This is a genomic window from Flavobacterium sp. (assembly GCF_050696275.1).
Lineage (GTDB): Bacteria > Bacteroidota > Bacteroidia > Flavobacteriales > Flavobacteriaceae > Flavobacterium.
Genome location: NZ_JBOGUT010000013.1, coordinates 1 through 23,728, shown reverse-complemented (window position 1 = coordinate 23,728; position 23,728 = coordinate 1). Strand labels below are relative to the sequence as shown.

Sequence of the window (23,728 nt, the reverse complement as noted above, 5' to 3'; positions counted from 1 at the left end):
TATTCAATTATAACAATAACTTTGAAAAAAAAAATAAATTTTATCAATTTTAGTTCTCAATTGATTAAAAATGTTAGTGTTATCAATATGTTTCCTGCTTCCGTTTTGTAGAATTTTTCGCTATATTAGCGCAAAATGTTTTTTATGAGATTTTTAGTTGCCACACTATTATTTATTAATTCAGTTTTAGCCCAAGATAAGTATCCCAAAGATTATTTTCGTTCTCCAATGGACATTCCTCTTTCAATAGCTGGTTCTTTTGGTGAATTAAGACCGAATCATTTTCATTCTGGACTTGATTTCAGAACCGAAAAGAGGGAAGGAATTCCGGTTTATGCCAGTGCTGACGGGTTTGTTTCAAGGATTAAAATTGGAACAGGAGGCTACGGGAAATCAATTTATATAGACCATCCCAACGGATTTACTACGGTGTATGCACATTTACAGATTTACAGTCCTTTGATTCAAAAAAAAGTGAATAAGGAGCAATATACAAAACAAAGTTTTGAAATTGAAATGTTTCCCAAGCCGGACGAAATACCTGTAAAAAAAGGAGATCTCATTGCTTATTCCGGGAATACGGGAAGTTCGGGCGGACCGCATTTGCATTTTGAGTTTCGCGATACTAAAACGGAAAAGATTATTAACCCACTTTTTTTTGGTTTTGATTCTAAAATTAAAGATACCAAAGCGCCTCAGATTACAGGACTTTTAGCGTATCCGATAGGAGATTCTTCACAAGTAAATAATTCTGCAAAGCCTATTTTTATTAATCTTTCATTACAAAGCGACGGCACATATCTTGCTGGTCAGGTGGTTGCAAGCGGTAAATTGGCTTTTGGGATAAACGCTTACGATACCTCGGATTTTAATTATGGCAAGAATGGTGTTTTTCAAGTAACCACTTTTTTAAACGGATTGCCTTATTTCGGGTATGAATTTGAGACCTTTTCGTTTGAAGAAACAAAATACATCAACACTTTTATCGATTATCCGAGATACCAGTCTCAAAAACAACGGTATCAGAAATTGTTTGTAGGATCTCAATATCCAAACAGTATTATGAAAGAGATTAAAAATGATGGAATTATCAGTGTGTTTTCTAATTTTTCCCTGAATTACAGAATTGTCGTTCAGGATTTTAATGGCAACAGCAGTATTGTAAATATTCCTATTTCGTATGCTAAATTACCAGCAGTGTATGAAGTGGAAAAAAAGACACCTTATCTGTTAAAAGCCAGAAATGACAATAGCTATGCTAAAGATGCTATTTCGGTATTTATTCCGGCAAATACTTTTGATGAAGATTTCTTCCTGAATTTCGATGTAAAAAACAATGAATTATTCCTGCATGATGATTCTGTTGCAGCGTTGGAAAACATGACCATTACTTTTGATGTTACCGACATTCCGACAAAAGAAAGAGAGAAAATGTTTATAGCCAATCTTGATGATGGTAAAGCAGTTTACCGAAGCACCTACAAAAAAGACAGCCTATTTTCCATCAGGACAAAAAACCTGGGTAAATTCTTTTTGATGAAAGATTTGGTTGCGCCTAAAGTTTACAATGCTAATTTTAAGGAAGGTGATGATTTAGAAGATCAGAAAACATTAAAAATTTCTATTTTTGATGATTTGTCAGGGATTAAAGAATACAATGCTTATTTGAACGGGAAATGGATTTTAATGGAATATGAATCCAAATCCCATCGGTTAACACATAATTTATCAGATAACATTTTCGAAAACGGCCGAAATGATTTTAAAATTATTGTTAAGGATAATTTAGGGAATTCAACTACATTTGAATCATATTTTTTTAAAACAAAATAACTATTTTGAAAACCAAATTCACACTATTATTTTTTGTCTTTTCTTTATTTTCATTTGCTCAGACAGCAAGGGTTAAAGGGATCATACTTGACGAAAACAACCAACCGGTAGAAAATGCAAATATTACTTTTCAGGAAAAGAAAACCATATCAAATGCTAATGGGTTTTATATTCTGACTATTCCGGCCAACGTAAAATCGAATTTAAAATTTTCACATCTCTCGCTTAAAGCAGCGGTAGTTTCTTTGGAATTAAAGCCAAATGAAGATTATGAATTTAATATTATCCTTAAAAGCAATGTTGAGCAAATAGGCGAGGTAGTAATCACAAATAACAGAAACAAAAGGGTTGAAGGAGTAACTACTATTTCACCTAAAACTGTCCGATTGATTCCCGGAGCCAATGCCGGGGTCGAAAATATCCTGAAAACATTACCCGGAGTTAATTTTAACAACGAATTGAGTACGCAATATGCTGTTCGTGGGGGTAATTATGATGAGAATTTAGTCTATGTGAACGAAATTGAAGTCTATCGTCCTTTTTTAGTGCGTTCCGGACAACAAGAGGGATTGAGCTTTACGAATACGGACATGGTTCAGAATATTGATTTTTCTGCAGGAGGTTTTCAAGCGAAATACGGAGACAAATTGTCTTCGGTTTTAGATATCACATACCGTCGTCCTACGAAATTTGGGGCTGCACTTGAAGCGAGTTTCCTCGGCGGAAGTCTAGCAGTTGAAACAGCTTCAAACAATCAAAAATGGACTACCATTACCGGTGTCAGATATCGTGACAATAGTTTGCTGGTAAATAGTCAACAAACGGAAACCAATTTCAGACCTCGTTTTGCGGATGTTCAATCGTATGTCACTTTTACGCCAAACACGAAGTTACAACTTAGTTTTTTAGGAAACATTTCTCAAAATAAATACGATTACAGACCATTATCGCGTCAGACTAATTTTGGAACGCTTAGCGAACCTATTGCGCTTTTGGTTGTTTATGAAGGACAGGAAAAAGACAGATATACTACTTTTTTTGGTGCTTTTAAATCGTCTTATGCTGTAAACGATAATTTTAATCTGAAATTTATTGCTTCAGCTTACCATACCATGGAACAGGAATATTTTGATATCCTGGCCCAATACCGTTTGGGTGAAGTGGATTCAAATTTAGGCTCTGAAACTTTTGGTGATGTTAATTTTTCACAAGCCATCGGTTCTCAGTTAAGCCATGCCAGAAACGATTTGGATGCTTTAATTATAAATGCAGAAGTCAAAGGATCTCATAAAAAGGACGACAATCAGATTGAATGGGGAATTAAATACACACGTGAAGATATCCGTGACAGACTGAGAGAGTGGGAGGTAATTGATTCTGCGGGTTTTTCATTAAATCCTCCGATTATTGATTTGCCAATTAACGAACAGCCTTATAATCCTTATGTTGGACCATTAGTGCCTTATAGTAATTTAAGAGCGGTAAATTATGCTAATATTGACAGGTTTTCCGGGTACGTACAATGGAACCGACGTTCACGATGGGGAAATAATGATATTTTTACCAATATTGGAATAAGAGCTCACCAATGGCAGGTAAGCGGTGATAATATCGATGGTAAAGCGCAGACTACTTTTAGCCCTAGAGCGCAATTTGCTATAAAACCTGATTGGGAAAAAGACATGCTTTTCAGGATTTCGGGAGGATTGTATCACCAGCCGCCCTTTTACAGAGAATTAAGGGATTCGCAAGGAAAGGTAAGGCCAAATGTAAAAGCCCAACAATCGGTGCATATTGTTTTAGGAAACGATTATAGTTTCAAAATGTGGGAAAGACCATTTAAATTGGTTTCTGAAATTTATTATAAATCATTAACCGATGTCAATCCGTACACTCTAGATAATGTCAGGATTCGATATGAAGCCGATAATAATGCGAAAGCTTATGCACAAGGACTCGATTTAAGGTTAAATGGAGAGTTCGTTCCCGGCACGGAGTCTTGGCTGAGTTTCGGTTATCTTAAAACGGAAGAAAATATTGAAAACAAAGGATATATTGCCAGGCCTACAGACCAAAGATTAAAATTCGGAATTCTTTTTCAAGACTACATTCCAAATATTCCAGCGTGTAAAATGTACCTGAACTTAGTTTACAATACAGGATTGCCGGGAGGTTCGCCTTCTTACGCAGATCCGTATGACTATCAATTTCGTTTGCGTGACTACCGTCGTGCGGATGCTGGTTTCTCCTATGTTTTTACAGACAGAGCCAGAGCTAAAGAAGAAGGAAATTGGTTAAAAAAATTCAAAGAACTATCATTAGGGTTGGAGATATTTAATTTATTTAATAATCAAAATGCCATTACAAATACCTGGGTTAGGGATGTATATACAAAATCTCAATATGGGGTTCCTAATTATTTGACTACCCGTGTTTTTAGTTTAAAACTGAATATGAAGTTGTAATTCAAAAAATCTTATATTTGATATAAATTCTGAGACATGAAAAAATTCCCTATATATACTATTTTTCCATTGTTGGTTTTAATTGCCAGCTGCCAAAATAAGGAAAAACCAAAGGTGATTTATGAAGATACCAAAACAGTAGCCGAGCCTGTTAAAAAAACGACTGAAGAAATTGAAATTGCCGATTTGCCTATTCATATGGAAGGGACAAGATACCTGCTTCACGCTATAGGTGATGTTCGTGTTTCGGAAGTAAATGGAAGTTACGGATCCAGTAAGACGAATTCCGTAAGTTACGCGTTGTCTAATTATAACCGATTTGAATTAACCGGCTATTTTGAAAATATAAAATTTCAGCATATTGATTCCACGGCTTTAAGACCGTTAACTGATAAGAAGATTCAAATTCAGACTGCCACTTTTCTAAATCTGATTGCTGCAAAAACCAAGAGGCAAATTTTAGTTTATTCTTTGGTTGATTCAGATACAAATAAAGATGGTAAGATTGATGTAAATGATATAAAATCGCTTTATATCAGTGAGTTTAGTGGTGCAAAATTCACCAAACTTTCCGGAGAATTACAAGAGTTAATTGATTGGAATATTGTTGAAGTCCAAAACAGAATGTACTTCAGAACTATTGAAGATATTAATAAAAATGGAGCTTTTGATAAAAATGATAAAGTGCATTACCATTATGTAAACTTATTATCTAAAGATTGGAAAGTAGAAGATTACTCTCCAATCGGATAATTTTTTTGAAATAAGTACGTTGCATTATTCAAATGACTGCATCATAACTAATTTGTTGTAGGTTCCTTTTAATGCTAAGAGTTCTTCGTGAGTTCCCTGTTCAACGATTTCTCCTTTTTGCATCACTATGATATTATCTGCCTTTTGAATGGTTGATAATCGGTGTGCAATTACGATTGAGGTTCTGTTTTGCATCATGTTTTCCAATGCAACCTGAACGAATTTTTCACTTTCAGTATCTAATGCCGAAGTTGCTTCATCCAAAATCATAATCGGAGGGTTTTTCAAAACAGCACGAGCAATAGACAATCGTTGTTTTTGACCACCGGATAATTTATTTCCGGAATCACCAATATTGGTTTCGATACCCAAAGGCAAATCTTTTACAAATTCATAAGCATTGGCGATTTTTAAGGCTTCAATGATTTCTTCGTCCGTAGCGTTTTCTTTTCCTAAAAGGATATTGTTTTTGATAGTATCATTAAAAAGTATCGAATCCTGTGTAACCAATCCCATCAAACCGCGAAGAGACTGCAGATTCATATCTTTGATGTCAATATTGTCTATTTTTATAGTTCCTTCCTGGACGTCATAAAAGCGTGTCAGTAGATTGGCAATAGTACTTTTTCCGCTGCCGGATTGTCCTACAAGTGCAATGGTTTTTCCTTTAGGAACTTCAATAGAAAAGTTTTTCAGTACATTTTCTTCTTCATAACGGAAGTTGATGTTTTTAATTTCAACCTTATCTTCAAAAGTATTTTTTAGAATCGCATTTTCTTTGGAAGTAATTTCATTTTTCTGTCCTAAAATTTCAAGAACTCTATCTGCCGCCGCCATAGCTCCTTTTAAAGTATAGGAAGCTTTTGAAATTGCTTTTGCCGGAGTTAAAATACCGTAAGCCAATCCCATATAAGCAATAAAGGCAGTTCCTTCCAATGTTTTTTCAATTAGCACCATATTTCCACCAAACCACAACAGGGTTGCAATAACAACAATTCCTAAAAATTCACTTATCGGTGTTGATAAATTATTTCTGTTGACCAAGCTGTTAGAGAATCTGTACAGATTTTGAGCAGACTGTGTAAATTTCCCTTGAAAATTAGGTTCGGCATTATAACTTTTAATGACTTTTAAGCCACTTAATGTTTCATCAAGGATAGATAAGAAAATTCCCGATTCCTGTTGAACCCGATTCGATTTTCGTTTTAAACTTTTCCCAACCAGCGATATTAAAAAACCTGACAACGGAATGAAGAAAAACACAAACAAAGTTAATTTTGTACTGATGTAAAACATGGAAACTATCGTGAAAACGATAGTTAACGGTTCTTTGACGATGATTTCAAGAATGGATAAAAATGAAAATTGAACCTCTCCAACATCATTGGTCAAACGAACCATAACATCTCCTTTTCTTTTTTCAGAATAAAAGGAAAGCGGAAGGTGAATTACTTTATCATACAAGGCAAGACGCAAATCCTTTAAAGTACCATTACGCAAAAAAGTAACGTAATACATCGCCAGATAATTAAAAAGATTTTTCAGTAAAAACATCGTTATTACTAAAACTATCATCAGTAAAAGCGAAAATTGAGGGCCTTTTTCGTCACTTGTTTTGGTGACAATATAATCAATATAGTCTTTGGAATAGGCGGGAAGGCTTGTAAATCCAGTGTATACAGGCTCAATTGTGACTTTTTTGGTTTTGTCAAACATCACATTCAACATCGGTATCAGCATTACGAATGATAACGTGTTAAAAATGGCATATAAAATGTTGAAAAAGACATTTAAAAATGCAAATCTTTTGTAAGGTAACGCGTAACGTAATATTTTAAAAAAAGTACTGTTCATTTAGTTCAATTGCATTTCAGCAATAATGTTTTTTATTTTGTTGTCTAAGTAAATTTCAGCTTCCGGGACTTCATTCGTATTTTCAATAGCACAATTCACGCTAAAGTAAAATTTAATCTTTGGTTCCGTTCCACTTGGTCTGGCACAAATTTTACTTCCGTCTTCCAGATAATATATCAATACATTTGATTTTGGAATATTTAAAGTACTGACTTCATCCGTAAAAAGATTTCTGGCAGTCGCATTTTGATAATCTTCAATCATAACGACTCTTTCGCCATTGATTTCTTTTAAAGGTTTTTCACGAAGATCAACCATCATTTGTTTGATTTCGTTGGCACCTTCAATTCCTTTTTTTGTAATAGAAATTAAATGCTCTTTATAAAAACCATAATCGACATACATTTGAAGCAACTCTTGGTATAAAGTGCTTCCTTTTTCTTTGGCTAAAGCCGCCATTTCGCAAACCAGAAGTGTAGCAGCTACCGCATCTTTATCGCGAACTGCATCGCCAACCATAAAACCAAAACTTTCTTCTCCGCCGCCAATAAATTTTTGGTTTGGAAAATCCTTAATCATTTTGGCAATCCATTTAAAACCGGTCAATCCTACTTTGCATTCTACTCCATAGCCGGAAGCCAGTTCTAGCATCATCGGTGTTGAAACAATTGTTGAACCAACAAATTCTGTACCAGTTAGTTTTCCTTGCTTTTTCCATTGCTGAAGCAGAAAATGTGTCATGACAACCATGCTTTGATTTCCGTTAAGGAGAATCATTTTTCCATCATTATCGCGAACAGCAACACCCAGTCGGTCCGAATCGGGATCCGTTCCAATAACAATATCCCCGTTTGTTTTTTCTGCCAAAGCCAAAGCCATGGTCAATGCTTCGGGCTCTTCCGGATTTGGTGATTTTACGGTTGGGAAATCGCCATTAGGTTCGGCTTGTTCAGCAACAATATTTACATTTGTATATCCTGCTTTTGCCAAAATATTCGGAATCGATTTTATAGAAGTTCCATGTAATGACGTATAAACGATTTTTAAGTTTTCTTTGGCTGCAGCCGAAGTATTAAAACCGGCATTTTCAATAGTAGATTGTGCAAAAGCTTCGTCTATTTCTGTATCAATGTATTCGATTAGATCCTCTTTTGCTTCAAATTTGATTTGGTCATAGTTCAAGGCTTCGATAACCTGAATAATTTCGTTATCCTGTGGTGGTACGAGTTGGCCTCCGTCTTGCCAATATACTTTATAACCGTTATATTCCGGCGGATTGTGTGACGCGGTTAAAACGATTCCTGCGTGACAGTTTAAATGTTTTACAGTAAACGAAAGTTCGGGAGTGGGGCGCATATCTGAAAACAGATACACTTTAATCCCATTTGCTGAAAATACGTCAGCAACTACTTTTGCCAATGTATTGCTGTTATGACGGCAGTCGTAAGCAATGGCAACTTTGAGTTGTTCGTTAGGGAATGATTTTTTTAAATAATCGGATAATCCCTGAGTGTTTTTCCCTAGAGTATATTTATTGATACGGTTAGTTCCTACACCCATGACACCTCTCATTCCTCCGGTTCCGAATTCCAGGTTTTTATAAAAACTGTCTTCCAGTTCTTTAGGAGAAGAAGTCATCATTTCTTTGATTGCTTCCTGCGTTTTATCATCAAATGTTGGTGTTAACCAAATATTTACCTGATCTAAAATATGTTGTTCGATGTGCATTTTCTTAATTTAAAAGTACAGGTTGAATGTCCTAAAGGTTTATTTCGGTTGAAATTTTATACCTTTCTTCGTTGTTTTTAGTCCTTAAAATGATTTCTCCTAAAAATCCGGCTAAAAATAATTGTGTTCCTATGATCATTGCTGTCAATGCAATATAAAACAAAGGATTGCTGGTTACTAATATGGTTTCATAGCCTGAATATAGCCTGAATAATTTTAACCCGATAATTAAAAAAGTGGAAAGGAATCCAATAATAAACATTAAAACGCCAAAAGCGCCAAATAAGTGCATAGGCCTTTTGCCATACTTTGATAAAAACCAAATGGTAATTAAATCCAGAAAGCCATTGATAAAACGGCTCATTCCAAATTTAGATTCGCCATATTTTCGGGCTTGGTGAAGTACTACTTTTTCTCCAATCTTTGAAAATCCGGCGTTTTTGGCCAAAACAGGAATGTAACGGTGCATTTCGCCTGAAACTTCTATGTTTTTAATGACTATATTTTTATAGGCTTTAAGTCCGCAATTGAAATCATTCAATTCCACGCCGGAAGTTTTTCTGGCAGCCCAATTGAATAATTTAGAAGGCAGGTTTTTTGCAACAACCGAGTCATAACGTTTCTTCTTCCATCCTGAAACCAAATCATAATTTTCTTGAGTAATCATAGAAAATAAACCGGGAATTTCATCAGGACTATCTTGTAAATCAGCATCCATGGTGATAATTACTTCACCTTCGGCTTTGGCAAAACCAGCGTGTAATGCTTGTGATTTTCCATAATTTCTTAAAAAACGAATGCCTTTTATGTTTGGATTTTCGTCTGATAATTGCTGTATAGTCTGCCAGGAATCATCAGTACTTCCATCATCAATAAAAATAACTTCATAAGAGAAATTATTCGCATTCATGACTTTAGTAATCCATGATGTTAATTCAGGCAACGATTCTTGTTCGTTGAGTAAAGGAATTATAACGGAAATATTCATGTAATTAATTAAATTGTGGACGGTCTTTTCTAACTATTAAACCAATAATTAACGAATAAATCAATCCCAGAAAAGAAAACATTAATAATGTTATTGGAACAGAAAATACTGGTGACGAGAATTTTTTTGTTATAGAAAGGGCTGTTTCTATCTGATCGCTTGTCATGCTTGGGTTTTGTTTCAGCATGACTTTTTTGGTCTGATTTAAAATTTCTTCTATGTATTCAGGGAAAACATAATTAAAAGCAACATTAAAAACGGCAAGCAGTAAAGCAGCAATAAAAGCAATGGTTACACCTGTTTTCAGACATTCTCCTAAAGAAGCAAAACCTTGATTTTTTTTCTTGAAAGCGTTGATTCCCATGTATATGAAAACTATTGGAAATAATAAATAACTGAAAACACTGCTTAATGTTCCAATTAAAGGGTTTTCAAACGGGTCAACATTTAAGACATAAATAATTACAAATGACAGTACCATTGCAAGTCCGTAAAAAAGCCCAAATTCAATTTGCGGCTTTGAAGTTGATTTTTGATTTTCCATTATCAGGTTTTAAATTAATGTACAAATATAAGAATTCTACTGTATCTACGATTAGTCTTTGTGTTTCAAAAAAAGTTACTTAATCATTTGATTTTAAAAAAATAGTTGTACATTTGCACCCTAAAATAATAAAGTTAAAACAAAAAGTTACTGTCAGTTGATACCTTTTTGAAATAAAAAAGCATCAAGACCTAAGGTAGCCATTAATAAAAAGATTTATCATGAAAAAAGGAATTCACCCGGAAAATTACAGATTAGTTGCTTTCAAAGACATGTCAAATGACGATGTTTTTGTTACTAAATCTACAGTTGAAACTAAAGAAACTATTACTCACGAAGGTGTTGAATACCCAGTGTACAAAATGGAGATTTCTAGAACTTCTCACCCTTTCTACACAGGTAAATCTAAACTTATCGATACTGCAGGACGTATTGATAAATTCAAAAACAAATACGCTAAATTCAGCAAATAATAGCTGTTTTATCCTATACAAAAGCCTCTCCATTCCGAGAGGCTTTTTTTATTTTAATCTGTCCGAAAACTTTGTAACTTTGGTACTCTCAACTTAGACCCAAGGCGAAGCCGAACGGTATGAAATAATACTTAAAAAATGAACTATATACTTTTTGATGGAACTGTCCGCAATGCGTTACTTCCTTTTACGTTTACACGTCCAGTTGCCGATATCCGTATTGGAATTCTCACCATTCGTGAAAAATGGGAGAAACATTTGGGTTATACCACAACGACTTTGACTGAAGAATACTTAATGGATAAATTTCCAATGGTTGAAATGGAAGACAATGTTATGATTAATGCTTCGTTTTTGCCAAATGAAATTTTATCCGAAATGGTAAGTAGCCTGGAAGCGAATCAAGCCATTTTTCATGGGGACGAGGTTGTGGCTTTTTATACTAATGATACTCAGGAGGAAGTCGATTTTGATACGTACGAAATTATCGAATTCAATGAAGATTGTATTAAAATAGAACATACCTGGGATATTTTTGCTAAGAATGATGCGGCGTTGCGGGAAGATTTTGAATTAATAACCGAAGGAAGAAGCTCTCAGCCGATTCCAAAAAGTGTTAATGTGCTTTCTTCGGAAAATATTTTTATTGAAGAAGGAGCGAAGTTAGAGTTTGTAACACTAAATGCTTCAACAGGACCAATTTACATTGGAAAAAATGCTGAAATTATGGAAGGGTCAGTTATTCGAGGGCCATTCGCATTATGTGAAGAGGCTCAGGTCAAACTGGCAACTAAAGTATACGGCGCAACAACTGTTGGTCCTCACTGTAGAATTGGAGGCGAAGTTAATAATTCGGTTCTTTTTGGGTATTCAAACAAAGGTCATGATGGTTTTCTTGGGAATTCTGTTTTAGGAGAATGGTGTAACATTGGTGCCGACAGTAACAATTCCAATTTGAAAAATAATTATGAAGAAGTAAAATTGTGGAGCTATGAAACAGAAGGTTTTGCTAAAACCGGATTACAGTTCTGCGGTTTAATGATGGGTGATCACAGTAAATGCGGCATTAACACGATGTTCAATACAGGAACAGTAGTAGGTGTAAGTGCTAATATTTTCGGTAGTGGATTTCCACGCAACTTTGTACCAAGTTTTTCTTGGGGTGGTGCTTCGGGTTTTACAACCTATCTCACTAAAAAAGCTTTTGAAGTTGCTAAAGTGGTAATGTCTCGCCGTCATGTCGAATTTTCAGAAGAAGATGCGAAGATCTTAGAGCATGTTTTTGAAGAAACCAAAAAATGGAGAAAGGAATAGCTTAAACTTTAAGCAAATTATAACACCACGATTGTAAAAGCAGTCGTGGTTTTTTTTGTAAATTTATTCTCTAAATTTTTGAAAATCATGTACAGAACAGAAAACGATTTATTAGGAGATTTGCAGGTTCCTGCTGCTGCTTACTACGGAATCCAGACTCAGAGAGCTATCGATAATTTTCATATTTCAGGAGTAAAACTGTATCAGTATCCGGAATTTATCAAAGGGTTGGCCTATGTAAAGTGGGCCGCTGCCGAAACTAATTTCCAATTAGGATTGTTAGATGAAAAACTAAAAAATGCAATTGTAGCAGCAGCTAAAGAAGTTATCTCGGGTAAATTCGATAAAGAATTTCCAATCGATATGATTCAGGGAGGAGCAGGGACGTCAACCAATATGAATATTAATGAAGTTTTAGCCAATCGTGCCTTGGAACTTATGGGATATCAAAAGGGAGAATACCAGTATTGTTCGCCAAATGACCATGTCAATTTATCCCAATCTACAAACGATGCCTATCCGACTTCTATCCGGATTGCGGGAATTCATTCGAATATGAAGCTGATTGTGCATCTTAAGGACTTAATTCAGTCTTTCCGAAAAAAAGGAGAAGAGTTCAAACATGTTTTAAAAATGGGAAGAACGCAATTACAAGATGCGGTTCCTATGACTTTAGGGCAGGAATTTGAAGCTTTTGCAGCTACTTTGGAAGAAGAAATTGACCGATTGACACAGAATTCTAATTTGTTTCTGGAAACCAATATGGGAGCAACTGCCATCGGAACCGGATTAAATGCAGCTCCGGGTTATGCCAAAATGTGTGCTGAGAATTTAGCAAAAGTAACAGGATTAGCCATAGTTTCTGCTCCTAATTTAATTGAAGCGACACCGGATACGGGATCTTATGTGATTTATTCATCGGCATTGAAACGGATGGCCATTAAAATTTCTAAAATATGCAACGATTTGAGATTGCTTTCTTCAGGTCCAAGATGCGGGTTTAATGAAATCAATTTACCGCCAATGCAACCGGGTTCTTCTATCATGCCAGGGAAAGTAAATCCTGTAATTCCGGAAGTAATGAATCAGGTTTGTTATCGGGTTATCGGAAATGATCTGACCGTTACGATGGCTGCCGAAGCAGGGCAATTACAACTGAACGTAATGGAGCCGGTATTGACTTATGCTATCATGGAATCAATGACTTTATTGGCTAACGGAATGGATACTTTGCGTACAAAATGTATTGATGGAATTACAGCAAACGAGGAGCATTGCCGCGAAATGGTATTGCATAGCATTGGTATTGTGACCGCTTTAAATCCGTATATCGGGTATAAAAACAGTACAAAAATTGCCAAAGAAGCCTTGGAAACCGGCAAAAGTGTGTACAATTTGGTATTAGAACATGAGATTCTATCCAAAGAGCAACTGGACGATATTCTAAATCCGGAAAATATGCTGGCTCCCAAAGCAATTAAGTAAACCCAAAACCCTAATGACCACGTTCTGGACTCCGTTTATGACGTTCTGGACTCCAACTACCACGTTAGGTGACGTGTCTGATGGCGTTCGGAACGTCAAAAACCACGTTGAGTAACGTATCTTTCCACGTTCGCAACCTCATTTACCACGTCCGGGACGTCAAAAACCACGTTAAGGGACGTGCCTGATGACGTTCGGAACGCCAAAAACCACGTTCATAACCTCGTTTACCACGTCTGTAACGTCATTGACCACGTGGTATGACGTGGTCAATGATGTCCGGGACCCCGTTTGCCCCGTTAAGTAACGTGGTCATTGGAGATTGAGACGTAATACGTGAGGTTGGCTTTGTTTGTATTGGGTAAATTATTGATATATAAGTTTTTATTAATTTTTTCAAACCGATTTTTGTGCTTAAATTTGCGGACTTAATTTTTTGACAACGATTTCATTGATTAAGGATTTTTATGGAGAACAAGAAAAAAGTTGCTTTTTATACCTTGGGTTGCAAACTGAATTTTTCAGAAACATCAACCATTGCAAGAAACTTTCAGGAAGAGGGTTTTGACCGTGTCGATTTTGAAGAGGTTGCTGATATTTATGTTATCAATACCTGCTCTGTAACCGAAAATGCTGATAAGCAGTTCAAGCAGATTGTAAAAAAAGCCATGAAGCTGAATGATAAGGCTTTTGTCGCTGCCGTAGGTTGTTATGCACAGTTGAAACCGGAGGAATTAGCAGATGTTGATGGTGTGGATTTGGTTTTAGGCGCAACAGAAAAATTCAAAATCACGGATTATATTAATGATTTGTCCAAAAACGATATGGGCGAAGTGCATTCCTGCGAAATTGAAGAAGCGGATTTTTATGTGGGAAGTTACTCGATTGGAGACAGAACCCGTGCGTTTTTGAAAGTGCAGGACGGATGTGATTACAAATGTACGTATTGTACTATTCCGCTTGCTCGTGGTATTTCACGTAGTGATACGATGGATAATGTCCTAAAAAACGCCAAAGAAATTTCACAACAAGGCATTAAAGAAATTGTACTTACCGGTGTGAATATCGGGGATTACGGAAAAGGAGAGTTTGGAAATAAAAAACACGAGCATACTTTTTACGAATTGGTTCAGAGTTTGGACAAAGTAGAAGGAATTGAACGTTTGAGAATATCTTCAATTGAGCCCAACTTATTAAAAAACGAAACGATTGACTTTGTTTCCAAAAGCAGAACTTTTGTCCCGCACTTCCATATTCCACTGCAATCAGGAAGCAATACAATCCTGAAAAAAATGAAACGCCGTTACCTGCGTGAATTGTATTTTGACAGAGTAGCTAAAATTCGCGAAGTAATGCCTCATGCTTGTGTTGGTGTAGATGTTATTGTTGGTTTTCCAGGTGAAACAGACGAATTGTTTCTGGAAACCTATAATTTTTTAAACGAATTGGATATTTCGTATTTGCACGTTTTTACGTATTCTGAAAGAGATAACACAGAAGCTGCAACGATGGAAGGAGTCGTTCCTGGAAATGTTCGGGCGAAACGAAGCAAAATGCTGCGCGGTTTATCGGTTAAAAAACGCCGAGCCTTCTATGAAAGTCAATTAGGAACTGACAGAACTGTTTTGTTTGAAGGCGAGAACAAAGAAGGGTATATTCACGGATTTACGGAAAATTATGTCAAAGTAAAAACGCCCTGGAATCCGGAATTAGTCAATACCCTGCACGATATTAATCTGACAAGAATTGATGATGACGGTAGTGTGCGAATGGAGTTTTTGAGTGTTGAGGTTTAGTACTTATAGTGAAACCTGATTTTCGTAATCCGAAATACATTTTCGCTATATTGTTCTATAAATTCAAATTTATTACGACCGGGTTCTTCAAGTCGGATGATTGAAGTAGCATCTATTTCATAATACATAGTGTCGCCTTCTAACATGAATTTACCGCCATTGTTTCGATACGCAGAACGAATTAAGGTAAACTCCGACAGATTCCAAGTGGTGTGATCCACATCAAAGTTAGTGGAATCTCCGGTCAAGCCCTCCGTGATTTCGGTTCTGCATCCGTAATATTTTTCTACGTTTTCAAAAAACTCGATGATTTTGTGATTTGTTTCTTCTGAACTCATGGAATAAAGATATATGTTTTTTCGAAAAAACAAAAAAGCCGTTTCATTTTTGAAACGGCTTTTTAATTTATATTCTGATTCCCGGCGGGAGTAATTCTTTATAAGTTGGGTTCTTCTTGAAAAAAGCAGCTATTTTTGGTAAGATTGGGACTACTTTTAATTTTCTTTCAATAGCAATGGCCATGATGTCTTTTAGAAAGTCGGAGATGAATTCTTCGTTGTCAAAATTTTCAGGAACGCTCATCCTTGTTAAGAATATTTTCTTTTCCTGAAAAGAATATTCAACCGTAATCAGCTTTCCGTCAGCTAAAGCTTCGAACTGTCTAGAAAAAGTATTGTCTTTGATTTCCATATTTTTTAAAAAAATAATATTGACCATGGAGACAAGTCAATCAAATAAATTATTTTTATGCAAAATTAAGAATAATTAACCGGCTTTGCTATTAAAAGAGTTAAATAATGAATAAAGTCCATGTCTATTTTATGCCGGGAATGGCTGCCAGTCCAAAAATTTTTGAAAGGATAAAATTGCCTGAAAAGCTTTTTGAAGCGCATTTTTTAGAGTGGTTTTTGCCGGAACCTAAAGAAACATTGGAGCATTACGCCAAAAGAATGACTGCCAAAATACAGCATGAAAATGCAATCCTGATTGGTGTTTCTTTTGGAGGTATTTTGGTTCAGGAAATGTCAAAAATAATGCAGTTCAGAAAAATAATCATTATATCAAGTGTGAAATGCAATGAGGAATTTCCGTTGCGAATGAAGTTGGCCAAGAATACAAAAGCATACAAACTCATTCCTACCAGCTGGATTTCCCATCTTGAATTTTTATTAAAATACGGTCAGGGAGATCTGATTAAAAAACGTCTGGAGCTGTACAAAACATATCTTTCCGTTAACGATAAAAAGTATTTGGATTGGGCAATTGAAAACGTCCTGAATTGGAGCAGAACAACAATAGATGAAAACGTAATTCATATTCATGGTGACGCGGATGAGGTTTTTCCAATTAAGAATATTAAGGATTGTATTAAAATTAATGGAGGTACTCATTTGATGATTCTCAACAGGTTTAGATGGTTTAACAGCAATTTACCGGAAATCATTCTGAAATAGGGTTAGCATTTACTATTTTTACATTTTTAAAGAAAAGCACATGAAAATGATTAAGAAAATAGCATTCCTTATTTCAATAATTGGAGTAAGTAGTATATTGATTAACGCGACAACAGTTCATAAAGGATTAAACGCAACGTCTTTGACAACGCTGCCGGATTCAATTGATTTTGCAGGTGAAAAAGCACCATTGCATATTTACGATGTCAAAGAAAGAATGGATAGAGAGTTGCTGGTTAATGAAAATTTGCATTCCTCAACAATTCTGATTATAAAAAGAGCCAACAAAGCATTTCCTATTATTGAGCCTATTTTGGCAAAAAATAATGTCCCGGATGATTTTAAATACCTGGCCGTAATTGAAAGCTCTCTTCTTAATGCTGTTTCGGGTTCAGGAGCTCGTGGAGTTTGGCAATTTATGCCTGATACGGCAAAAGAGAAAAAGCTGGAAGTTACGGAAACGGTTGATGAACGTTATCATCTTGAAAAAGCAACTGAAGCTGCCTGTAAATATTTCCTTTCGGCAAAAGAAAAATTTGGTTCCTGGACACTGGCTGCGGCTTCGTATAATGGAGGTATGAATGGCATTGCAAAGCAAATAGAATTTCAGCAGGTGAATGATTATTATGATTTACTGTTAACAGAAGAAACGGCAAGGTATGTTTTTAGGATTTTAGCGTTGAAAGAAATTATGAAAAACCCCGTAAAATATGGGTTTGCTATTCCGAAAACCGAATTATATGAAAATTTGCCAACCAGAAAAATTGAAGTAGACAGTGCTATTACAGATTTAGCATCGTTTGCAAAAACGCAGGGAATCAATTATAAAATCCTGAAGTACCATAATCCATGGTTGCGTGATAAAAAATTAGACAATCCGAACAAAAAGAAATACACTATAGAAATTCCGTTAAAAGGATATAACTAAAATGAAAAATATGACTACAGCAACCATTGCATCATTAATAATAATAGGTCTTTTGGCTGGAATGCTAAGCGGATTAGTTGGTGTTGGAGGTGGTATAATAATGGTTCCGCTATTGGTTTTGCTGGTTGGATTTTCGCAACATCAGGCTCAGGGAACGAGTTTAGCCGTGCTATTGGCGCCTGTGACGGCAATTGCTGTTTTTAATTATTATAAAGAAGGGTATATCAATTGGAAATTTGCTATTGTCATTGCTATTTTCTTTGTTGTAGGCAGTTATTTTGGCAGTAAGTTTGCTGTAAACCTAGACCAAAAAATGCTAAAAAAGATTTTTAGCATTGTTCTTATTATTATGGCCGGAAAAATGTTGCTGGAAAAATAAACGGCTAATTTGTTGTTAGCTGCTCGTCGGTAATATTTTTTTCAATAAGCAGGCTACCCAAACCTTCTCTGAAAGCATTGTAATTCATAGTGTATGCTTTTACATAAGTGCTTTTATTGTCAGGTTGTGCACCGCCACGTTTTATGTTGACCACTTTTAAATCCTGATCTAAAAAATAAGATGTAGGGAATCCTAATGTATGTTTCAAATTCGAAACAATATTAGCGTCATTTTTGTACGTTTCGTGAGCATAACATATGGTGATGTTATGGTGGAATTTACGGGCTATTTTTTTTACATTATGTTTTTTATCCCAAAACAGAATTACAAATTTCACATCCTTGCTGTATTTTTGAGCCAATTTGTTTAATGCCGGAATTTCTCCTTTGCTTGGAATGCACCAGGAAGCATAAGTCAGGATGAAAAGCGGTTTTTTAAAGCTGCTGAGTTTGACCTTTCTTTTTTCAAAACTCTTTAAAGTGTAGTCTTCAAAGGTTGTTCCGATCAGATAATTGGAAACCAGAGAATCAAATAAAATCTGACCTTTTTGCCAATCTTTATTTTCAAATGCCAAATCCGATTGGACATTGTACTTTTTTAAATGTTGTCTTACGGCACTGGCAAAACCCGACCCGTTCTCTTGGCCATAACCAAAAAAACAAAAGGTGAAAAGCATAAATAGTAAGTAAATTTTTCTCATAGTCAATGCGTTTATGTTGCAAAGATATAAATCTATCGTGTTGATAATCAACAGTGTTTCTTATTTCGATGAATGGTGTGTTATTTCCGATGACATGCTTAAAATAACAAAAAAAGCCACGTTAAAAACGTGGCTTTTGTAGGAATATTGTGTTGTTGAACTAGATTTTTTTCATCTGGTCTTTCATCATTTTAATCTGATCTTTCAGCATGTTTTGTTTGTCTAATTTCTTAGCTTCGTTTAACAGATTTGTTGCTTCAATTTTTCTTCTTCTGCTCATTGCTATCCCAGCTAGATTTAATTTGGCAAGAGCCAGATCCTGATCCATGCTCAAGCCTAAACTAATCGCTTTTTTGAAGTATTTTTCTGCTTGCGTCAGATTGGTTTGTGAAAGCATCAGTCCATGAAGGTAATTATAATAACCTTGTTGTTTTTGAATTAAGGCTGTTTCCGGATTTTTTATTTTATCCAACCAGTTTTTTGCTCCTTCAAAGTCTTGTTTTCTCAATTTTAAGAAGGCCAAAAGAATATATTCGTTCTTAAAGTAAAGAAAAACAGGAATTACTGCTAATAAAATTAAAAAAATACCATTGCCTATATTACTTTCGGTAAACTGCCAAACACCAGCAATTACTAACAATGCAGCTATTACGAGTTTAATATTTCTATGAAACATATTTTGTTTTTTTATAATGAATTGCAAATATAGTAAAACGATTTAAAATTATTTTTATAAAACCACTTGCAAGAAAAAAAAATGGTTGTATATTTGCACTCGGTTTTTAAGCAACCCAAAACAAAGATATTATATAAGATTTTAAAGATACAAAGTTATGAGTAAGAGAACGTTTCAACCATCGAAAAGAAAAAGAAGAAATAAGCACGGTTTTATGGACAGAATGGCTTCTGCGAATGGAAGAAAAGTGCTTGCTCGTAGAAGAGCAAAAGGAAGACATAAATTAACTGTTTCTTGTGAACCAAGACACAAAAAATAATGTTTGACTGTTGAACATATTAAAAGGCGTTACTATTAGTATCGCCTTTTTTTTATATCATGTTCAAAAAAAAGCATAAGTTTTTGAAATAATAGTAAGCTTTTAGCAACGAACTTTTTATTTTTATATCCTCAATTTTAGAATGGTTAAGGAAGAAAATTAATCTAAAATAAGTTTAAATGACAATTGGCACATTAGAAAATGTCGGTATTAATCAAATTCTTGATACTTTTAATCTGTCTTTTTCGGACTACATTCTCCCTTTTAAACTTTCAGAAGAACAATTTAAAAATAAGATTATAAGCGACAGTATCGATTTGTCACTTTCTGTCGGAGCCTTTGAAGAAGACAAATTAATAGGTGTTATCCTTCATGGTAAAGATGTAATTGATGGAAAAAACACGGCTTATAATGCCGGAACCGGAGTAATCCCGGAGAGCAGAGGACAAGGTATTACGAGAAAGCTGTACGATTTCATTATCCCGGAGCTTAAAAGAAAGAATTTCAGCCAAATTCAATTGGAAGTACTGACTGAAAATACTGCTGCAAAGCACACCTATGAAAAATTAGGGTTTCAGGTAAGCCGGGAGTTAGGTTGTTATAAAGGGAATTTAAATAAAAAAGGAACCGATAGTACAAACATCCATCCTTTGAAAGAGTACGACTGGAATCAGCTGCAACAATTTTGGGATTGCAAACCATCATGGCAAAATTCAATAACAGCTGTCGAGAATCTGTTTCAAACGAATGTTTCCATCGGAATTTACGATCAGAAGGATTTAATGGGATATCTTATTTTCAATCCGATTACCAAAAGAATTCATCAGTTTGCAGTAAACAAAGAGAATAGAAGGAAAGGTTTGGGCAAACAGCTTCTGGATTATATCATTTCGGAAGATACTATGCCGGTTACGATCATAAACGTCGACAATAGTGCCATTGCAACTGCAAAGTTCCTGCAATCAAATGGTTTAGGAATGTTTATCAGACAATACGAAATGACACTCGCCATTTAAAATTAAAAACGCATAATAATTAATAAACAACAATAACTACACAATGCCAAAAGACAATTCAATTAAATCGGTTTTAATCATAGGTTCAGGACCAATCGTAATCGGACAAGCCTGCGAATTTGATTATGCAGGTTCGCAATCAGCCCGTTCGCTAAGAGAAGAAGGAATCGAAGTGATTTTGATTAATTCAAATCCGGCGACTATCATGACGGATCCAACTATGGCTGATCATGTCTATCTAAAACCGCTTACGACAAAATCAATTATCGAAATTCTGAAAGCGCATCCGCAAATCGATGCTGTCTTGCCTACAATGGGAGGACAAACAGCGTTAAATCTTTGCCTGGAAGCGGATGAAAAAGGAATTTGGCAGGATTTCGGAGTAAAATTAATTGGTGTCGATATCAATGCCATTAATATTACCGAAGACAGAGAGCAATTCAAACAATTGCTTCAAAAAATAGACGTGCCAACTGCACCGGCAGAAACGGCAACCTCTTTCTTAAAAGGAAAAGAGATTGCTCAGAAGTTTGGTTTTCCGCTTGTAATCCGACCTTCGTTTACTTTAGGAGGAACCGGAGCGGCGTTTGTGCATAAAAAAGAAGATTTCGATGCCGCCTTAACGTATGGTTTAGAAGCGTCTCCAATCCACGAAGTCTTAATTGATAAAGCTTTATTGGGATGGAAAGAATACGAACTGGAATTACTTCGCGATAAAAACGATAACGTAGTTATTATATGTACTATCGAAAATATGGATCCAATGGGTATTCATACCGGAGATTCAATCACAGTGGCGCCAGCGATGACTTTATCAGACACAACATTCCAAAAAATGCGTGATATGGCCATTCTGATGATGCGCAGTATTGGTAATTTTGCTGGAGGCTGTAACGTGCAGTTTGCTGTTTCTCCTGATGATAAGGAAGATATTGTAGCTATTGAAATCAATCCCCGCGTATCGCGTTCATCGGCTTTAGCCTCAAAAGCAACGGGTTACCCAATCGCAAAAATTGCCACTAAATTAGCTTTAGGGTATCATTTGGATGAACTTCAAAATCAAATCACGAAGTTAACTTCAGCATTGTTTGAACCAACTCTGGATTACGTTATTGTGAAAATCCCACGTTGGAACTTTGATAAATTTGAAGGTTCTGACAGAACTTTAGGATTGCAGATGAAATCGGTTGGTGAAGTTATGGGAATCGGGCGTTCGTTCCAGGAAGCGTTACACAAAGCCACTCAATCTTTGGAAATCAAAAGAAACGGATTAGGAGCTGACGGAAAAGGATATAAAAACTACGAGCAAATTATCGAAAAACTGACTTACGCAAGCTGGGACAGGGTTTTCGTGATTTATGACGCGATTGCAATGGGAATTCCATTGTCAAGAATTCATGAAATTACAAGAATTGACATGTGGTTCCTGAAGCAATACGAAGAATTATACGCTTTAGAAAAAGAAATTTCAAAATATTCAATCGATACTTTGCCGAAAGACTTACTCTTGGAAGCAAAGCAAAAAGGTTTCGCCGACAGGCAGATTGGTCACATGATGGGTTGTCTGGAAAGTCAGGTATACAAATTGCGTGATGAGAAAAATATCAATCGTGTGTATAAACTGGTGGATACTTGTGCTGCTGAGTTTAAGGCATTAACCCCTTATTATTACTCAACTTTTGAAGCAGAAATCGAAACGGCAAACGGCGAGCGATATGTTTCTAACGAAAGTATTGTTACTCCTAAAAAGAAAGTAGTGGTTTTGGGTTCAGGACCAAATAGAATAGGGCAGGGAATCGAGTTTGATTATTCTTGTGTTCACGGTGTTTTGGCTGCCAAAGAATGTGGTTACGAAACCATCATGATCAACTGTAACCCGGAGACGGTTTCAACCGATTTCGATACGGCTGATAAATTATACTTCGAACCTGTATTCTGGGAACATATCTACGACATTATACGTCACGAAAAACCGGAAGGTGTGATTGTGCAGTTAGGAGGTCAAACGGCTCTTAAACTGGCTGAAAAGCTTTCAAAATACGGAATAAAGATACTGGGAACAAGTTTTGATGCTTTGGATTTAGCCGAAGACAGAGGACGTTTCTCCGAGTTACTGACCGAATTGAATATTCCATTCCCGAAATTCGGTATTGCTGAAAGTGCTGAAGAAGCATCAAAATTAGCAGATACCTTAGATTTTCCTTTGTTGGTTCGTCCTTCGTACGTTTTGGGTGGACAAGGAATGAAAATCGTGATTAACAAACCGGAATTGGAAGAACACGTAATCGATTTACTGAAGAGTATTCCGGGGAATAAATTATTATTGGATCATTATCTTGACGGAGCAATTGAAGCGGAAGCAGATGCAATCTGTGACGGTGAAAATGTGTACATCATAGGCATTATGGAACATATCGAACCTTGCGGTGTCCATTCAGGGGATAGTAATGCAACATTGCCTCCATTTAATTTAGGAGAATTTGTCATGCAGCAAATTAAGGATCATACGAAGAAAATTGCTTTGGCTTTACGAACCGTAGGTTTAATCAATATTCAGTTTGCTATCAAAGACGATACGGTTTACATCATCGAAGCCAATCCAAGAGCTTCCAGAACAGTGCCGTTTATCGCAAAAGCGTATGGCGAACCGTATGTTAATTATGCAACAAAAGTAATGCTGGGTGAAAATAAAGTAACCGATTTTACTTTCAACCCGCAATTGAAAGGATATGCTATCAAGCAACCTGTTTTCTCTTTCAGCAAATTTCCGAATGTAAATAAAGCTTTGGGACCTGAAATGAAAAGTACAGGAGAAAGTATCCTTTTTATTGATGATTTAAAAGACGATCAATTCTACGAATTGTATTCCAGAAGAAAAATGTACTTGACTAAATAAAAAAAAGCCCCAATTTAAATTTGCACTGCCCCCAAAAAGTTAGACACTATTTGGGGGTATTTTTATGGAAAGAAAAGTCAAGTATAATTTTGCATTAAAGCTTGAATGTGTAAAATTAGTTGTTGAA

21 protein-coding genes are annotated in these 23,728 nt (G+C 35.6%); 13 read left to right on the top strand and 8 right to left on the bottom strand.

Annotation, left to right across the window (positions count from 1 at the left end; translation table 11 throughout):
- Window positions 1-144 precede the first annotated feature (144 nt).
- From ACRDEC_RS08385 to ACRDEC_RS08375, 3 genes are read left to right on the top strand one after another with little or no spacing between them, the layout of a single operon-like run.
- Window positions 145-1,833 carry a M23 family metallopeptidase gene (locus ACRDEC_RS08385; RefSeq protein WP_431497886.1) on the top strand — a complete coding sequence of 563 codons (1,689 nt, stop codon included), beginning with the start codon at window positions 145-147 and terminating at the stop codon, window positions 1,831-1,833.
- Window positions 1,834-1,838: 5 nt separating this feature from the next.
- Window positions 1,839-4,298, top strand: a complete 2,460-nt coding sequence (locus tag ACRDEC_RS08380) for a TonB-dependent receptor (protein ID WP_431497885.1) — start codon at window positions 1,839-1,841, stop codon at window positions 4,296-4,298.
- A 36-nt stretch (window positions 4,299-4,334) separates the two neighbouring features.
- Window positions 4,335-5,051, top strand: coding sequence for a hypothetical protein (locus tag ACRDEC_RS08375; protein ID WP_431497884.1), 717 nt, complete (start codon window positions 4,335-4,337; stop codon window positions 5,049-5,051).
- A gap of 24 nt (window positions 5,052-5,075) precedes the next feature.
- On the opposite strand, the gene ACRDEC_RS08370 is transcribed toward ACRDEC_RS08375, so the two are convergent.
- Genes ACRDEC_RS08370 through ACRDEC_RS08355 form a run of 4 tightly spaced genes read right to left on the bottom strand, consistent with a single transcriptional unit; the run spans window position 5,076 to window position 10,165 of the window.
- Window positions 5,076-6,905, bottom strand: coding sequence for an ABC transporter ATP-binding protein (locus tag ACRDEC_RS08370; RefSeq protein ID WP_431497883.1), 1,830 nt, complete (start codon window positions 6,903-6,905; stop codon window positions 5,076-5,078).
- Complete coding sequence (locus tag ACRDEC_RS08365; RefSeq protein ID WP_431497882.1) at window positions 6,906-8,633, bottom strand: phospho-sugar mutase; 1,728 nt, start codon at window positions 8,631-8,633, stop codon at window positions 6,906-6,908.
- A gap of 31 nt (window positions 8,634-8,664) precedes the next feature.
- Window positions 8,665-9,621: a glycosyltransferase family 2 protein gene (locus ACRDEC_RS08360; protein WP_431497881.1), complete on the bottom strand. Its 957-nt coding sequence runs from the start codon at window positions 9,619-9,621 to the stop codon at window positions 8,665-8,667.
- Between the two features lie 4 nt (window positions 9,622-9,625).
- Entirely contained in the window at window positions 9,626-10,165 is a 540-nt protein-coding gene (locus ACRDEC_RS08355; protein WP_431497880.1) for a DUF4199 domain-containing protein, read from the bottom strand.
- Window positions 10,166-10,386: 221 nt separating this feature from the next.
- On the opposite strand from ACRDEC_RS08355, the gene ACRDEC_RS08350 reads away from it, so the two are divergent.
- From ACRDEC_RS08350 to mtaB, 4 genes are all read left to right on the top strand, one after another.
- Window positions 10,387-10,638, top strand: a complete 252-nt coding sequence (locus ACRDEC_RS08350) for a type B 50S ribosomal protein L31 (protein WP_431497879.1) — start codon at window positions 10,387-10,389, stop codon at window positions 10,636-10,638.
- 138 nt (window positions 10,639-10,776) lie between these two features.
- Entirely contained in the window at window positions 10,777-11,952 is a 1,176-nt protein-coding gene (locus ACRDEC_RS08345) for a GlmU family protein (RefSeq protein WP_431497878.1), read from the top strand.
- An 87-nt stretch (window positions 11,953-12,039) separates the two neighbouring features.
- The gene (aspA, locus tag ACRDEC_RS08340; protein WP_431497877.1) at window positions 12,040-13,437 is read left to right on the top strand and encodes an aspartate ammonia-lyase; all 1,398 of its coding nucleotides are present in this window, start codon (window positions 12,040-12,042) and stop codon (window positions 13,435-13,437) included.
- A gap of 467 nt (window positions 13,438-13,904) precedes the next feature.
- Complete coding sequence (gene mtaB / locus ACRDEC_RS08335) at window positions 13,905-15,233, top strand: tRNA (N(6)-L-threonylcarbamoyladenosine(37)-C(2))-methylthiotransferase MtaB (RefSeq protein ID WP_431497876.1); 1,329 nt, start codon at window positions 13,905-13,907, stop codon at window positions 15,231-15,233.
- Here mtaB and ACRDEC_RS08330 read toward each other — a convergent pair.
- Together ACRDEC_RS08330 and ACRDEC_RS08325 are read right to left on the bottom strand one after the other, a co-directional pair.
- Window positions 15,230-15,571, bottom strand: a complete 342-nt coding sequence (locus ACRDEC_RS08330; protein WP_431497875.1) for a hypothetical protein — start codon at window positions 15,569-15,571, stop codon at window positions 15,230-15,232. The two genes, mtaB and ACRDEC_RS08330, sit on opposite strands and share 4 nt — an antisense overlap.
- A gap of 67 nt (window positions 15,572-15,638) precedes the next feature.
- The gene (locus ACRDEC_RS08325; protein ID WP_431497874.1) at window positions 15,639-15,923 is read right to left on the bottom strand and encodes a GNAT family N-acetyltransferase; all 285 of its coding nucleotides are present in this window, start codon (window positions 15,921-15,923) and stop codon (window positions 15,639-15,641) included.
- 107 nt (window positions 15,924-16,030) lie between these two features.
- Here ACRDEC_RS08325 and ACRDEC_RS08320 point away from each other — a divergent pair, with 107 nt between their 5' ends.
- The 3 genes from ACRDEC_RS08320 to ACRDEC_RS08310 are packed head-to-tail and all read left to right on the top strand — an operon-like array spanning window position 16,031 to window position 17,994.
- A complete protein-coding gene (locus tag ACRDEC_RS08320; protein WP_431497873.1) occupies window positions 16,031-16,687 on the top strand; it encodes an alpha/beta hydrolase in 657 nt (218 codons plus the stop codon).
- 40 nt (window positions 16,688-16,727) lie between these two features.
- Window positions 16,728-17,615, top strand: a complete 888-nt coding sequence (locus ACRDEC_RS08315; RefSeq protein WP_431497872.1) for a lytic transglycosylase domain-containing protein — start codon at window positions 16,728-16,730, stop codon at window positions 17,613-17,615.
- Window positions 17,616-17,625: 10 nt separating this feature from the next.
- Window positions 17,626-17,994: a sulfite exporter TauE/SafE family protein gene (locus ACRDEC_RS08310; protein WP_431497871.1), complete on the top strand. Its 369-nt coding sequence runs from the start codon at window positions 17,626-17,628 to the stop codon at window positions 17,992-17,994.
- A 4-nt stretch (window positions 17,995-17,998) separates the two neighbouring features.
- Here the strand turns inward: ACRDEC_RS08310 and ACRDEC_RS08305 are convergent, their stop codons facing one another.
- Together ACRDEC_RS08305 and ACRDEC_RS08300 are read right to left on the bottom strand one after the other, a co-directional pair.
- Window positions 17,999-18,694, bottom strand: coding sequence for a TlpA family protein disulfide reductase (locus tag ACRDEC_RS08305; protein WP_431497870.1), 696 nt, complete (start codon window positions 18,692-18,694; stop codon window positions 17,999-18,001).
- 160 nt (window positions 18,695-18,854) lie between these two features.
- Complete coding sequence (locus tag ACRDEC_RS08300) at window positions 18,855-19,370, bottom strand: DUF2892 domain-containing protein (RefSeq protein ID WP_431497869.1); 516 nt, start codon at window positions 19,368-19,370, stop codon at window positions 18,855-18,857.
- Window positions 19,371-19,527: 157 nt separating this feature from the next.
- On the opposite strand from ACRDEC_RS08300, the gene rpmH reads away from it, so the two are divergent.
- The 3 genes from rpmH to carB all read left to right on the top strand — a co-directional run bounded on the left by rpmH (window position 19,528) and on the right by carB (window position 23,601).
- On the top strand, window positions 19,528-19,689 hold the full coding sequence (gene rpmH, locus ACRDEC_RS08295) for a 50S ribosomal protein L34 (protein WP_007136275.1): 162 nt from the start codon (window positions 19,528-19,530) through the stop codon (window positions 19,687-19,689).
- 179 nt (window positions 19,690-19,868) lie between these two features.
- A complete protein-coding gene (locus ACRDEC_RS08290) occupies window positions 19,869-20,705 on the top strand; it encodes a GNAT family N-acetyltransferase (protein ID WP_431497868.1) in 837 nt (278 codons plus the stop codon).
- Between the two features lie 43 nt (window positions 20,706-20,748).
- On the top strand, window positions 20,749-23,601 hold the full coding sequence (carB, locus tag ACRDEC_RS08285) for a carbamoyl-phosphate synthase large subunit (protein ID WP_431497867.1): 2,853 nt from the start codon (window positions 20,749-20,751) through the stop codon (window positions 23,599-23,601).
- The last annotated feature ends 127 nt before the right edge of the window (window positions 23,602-23,728 follow it).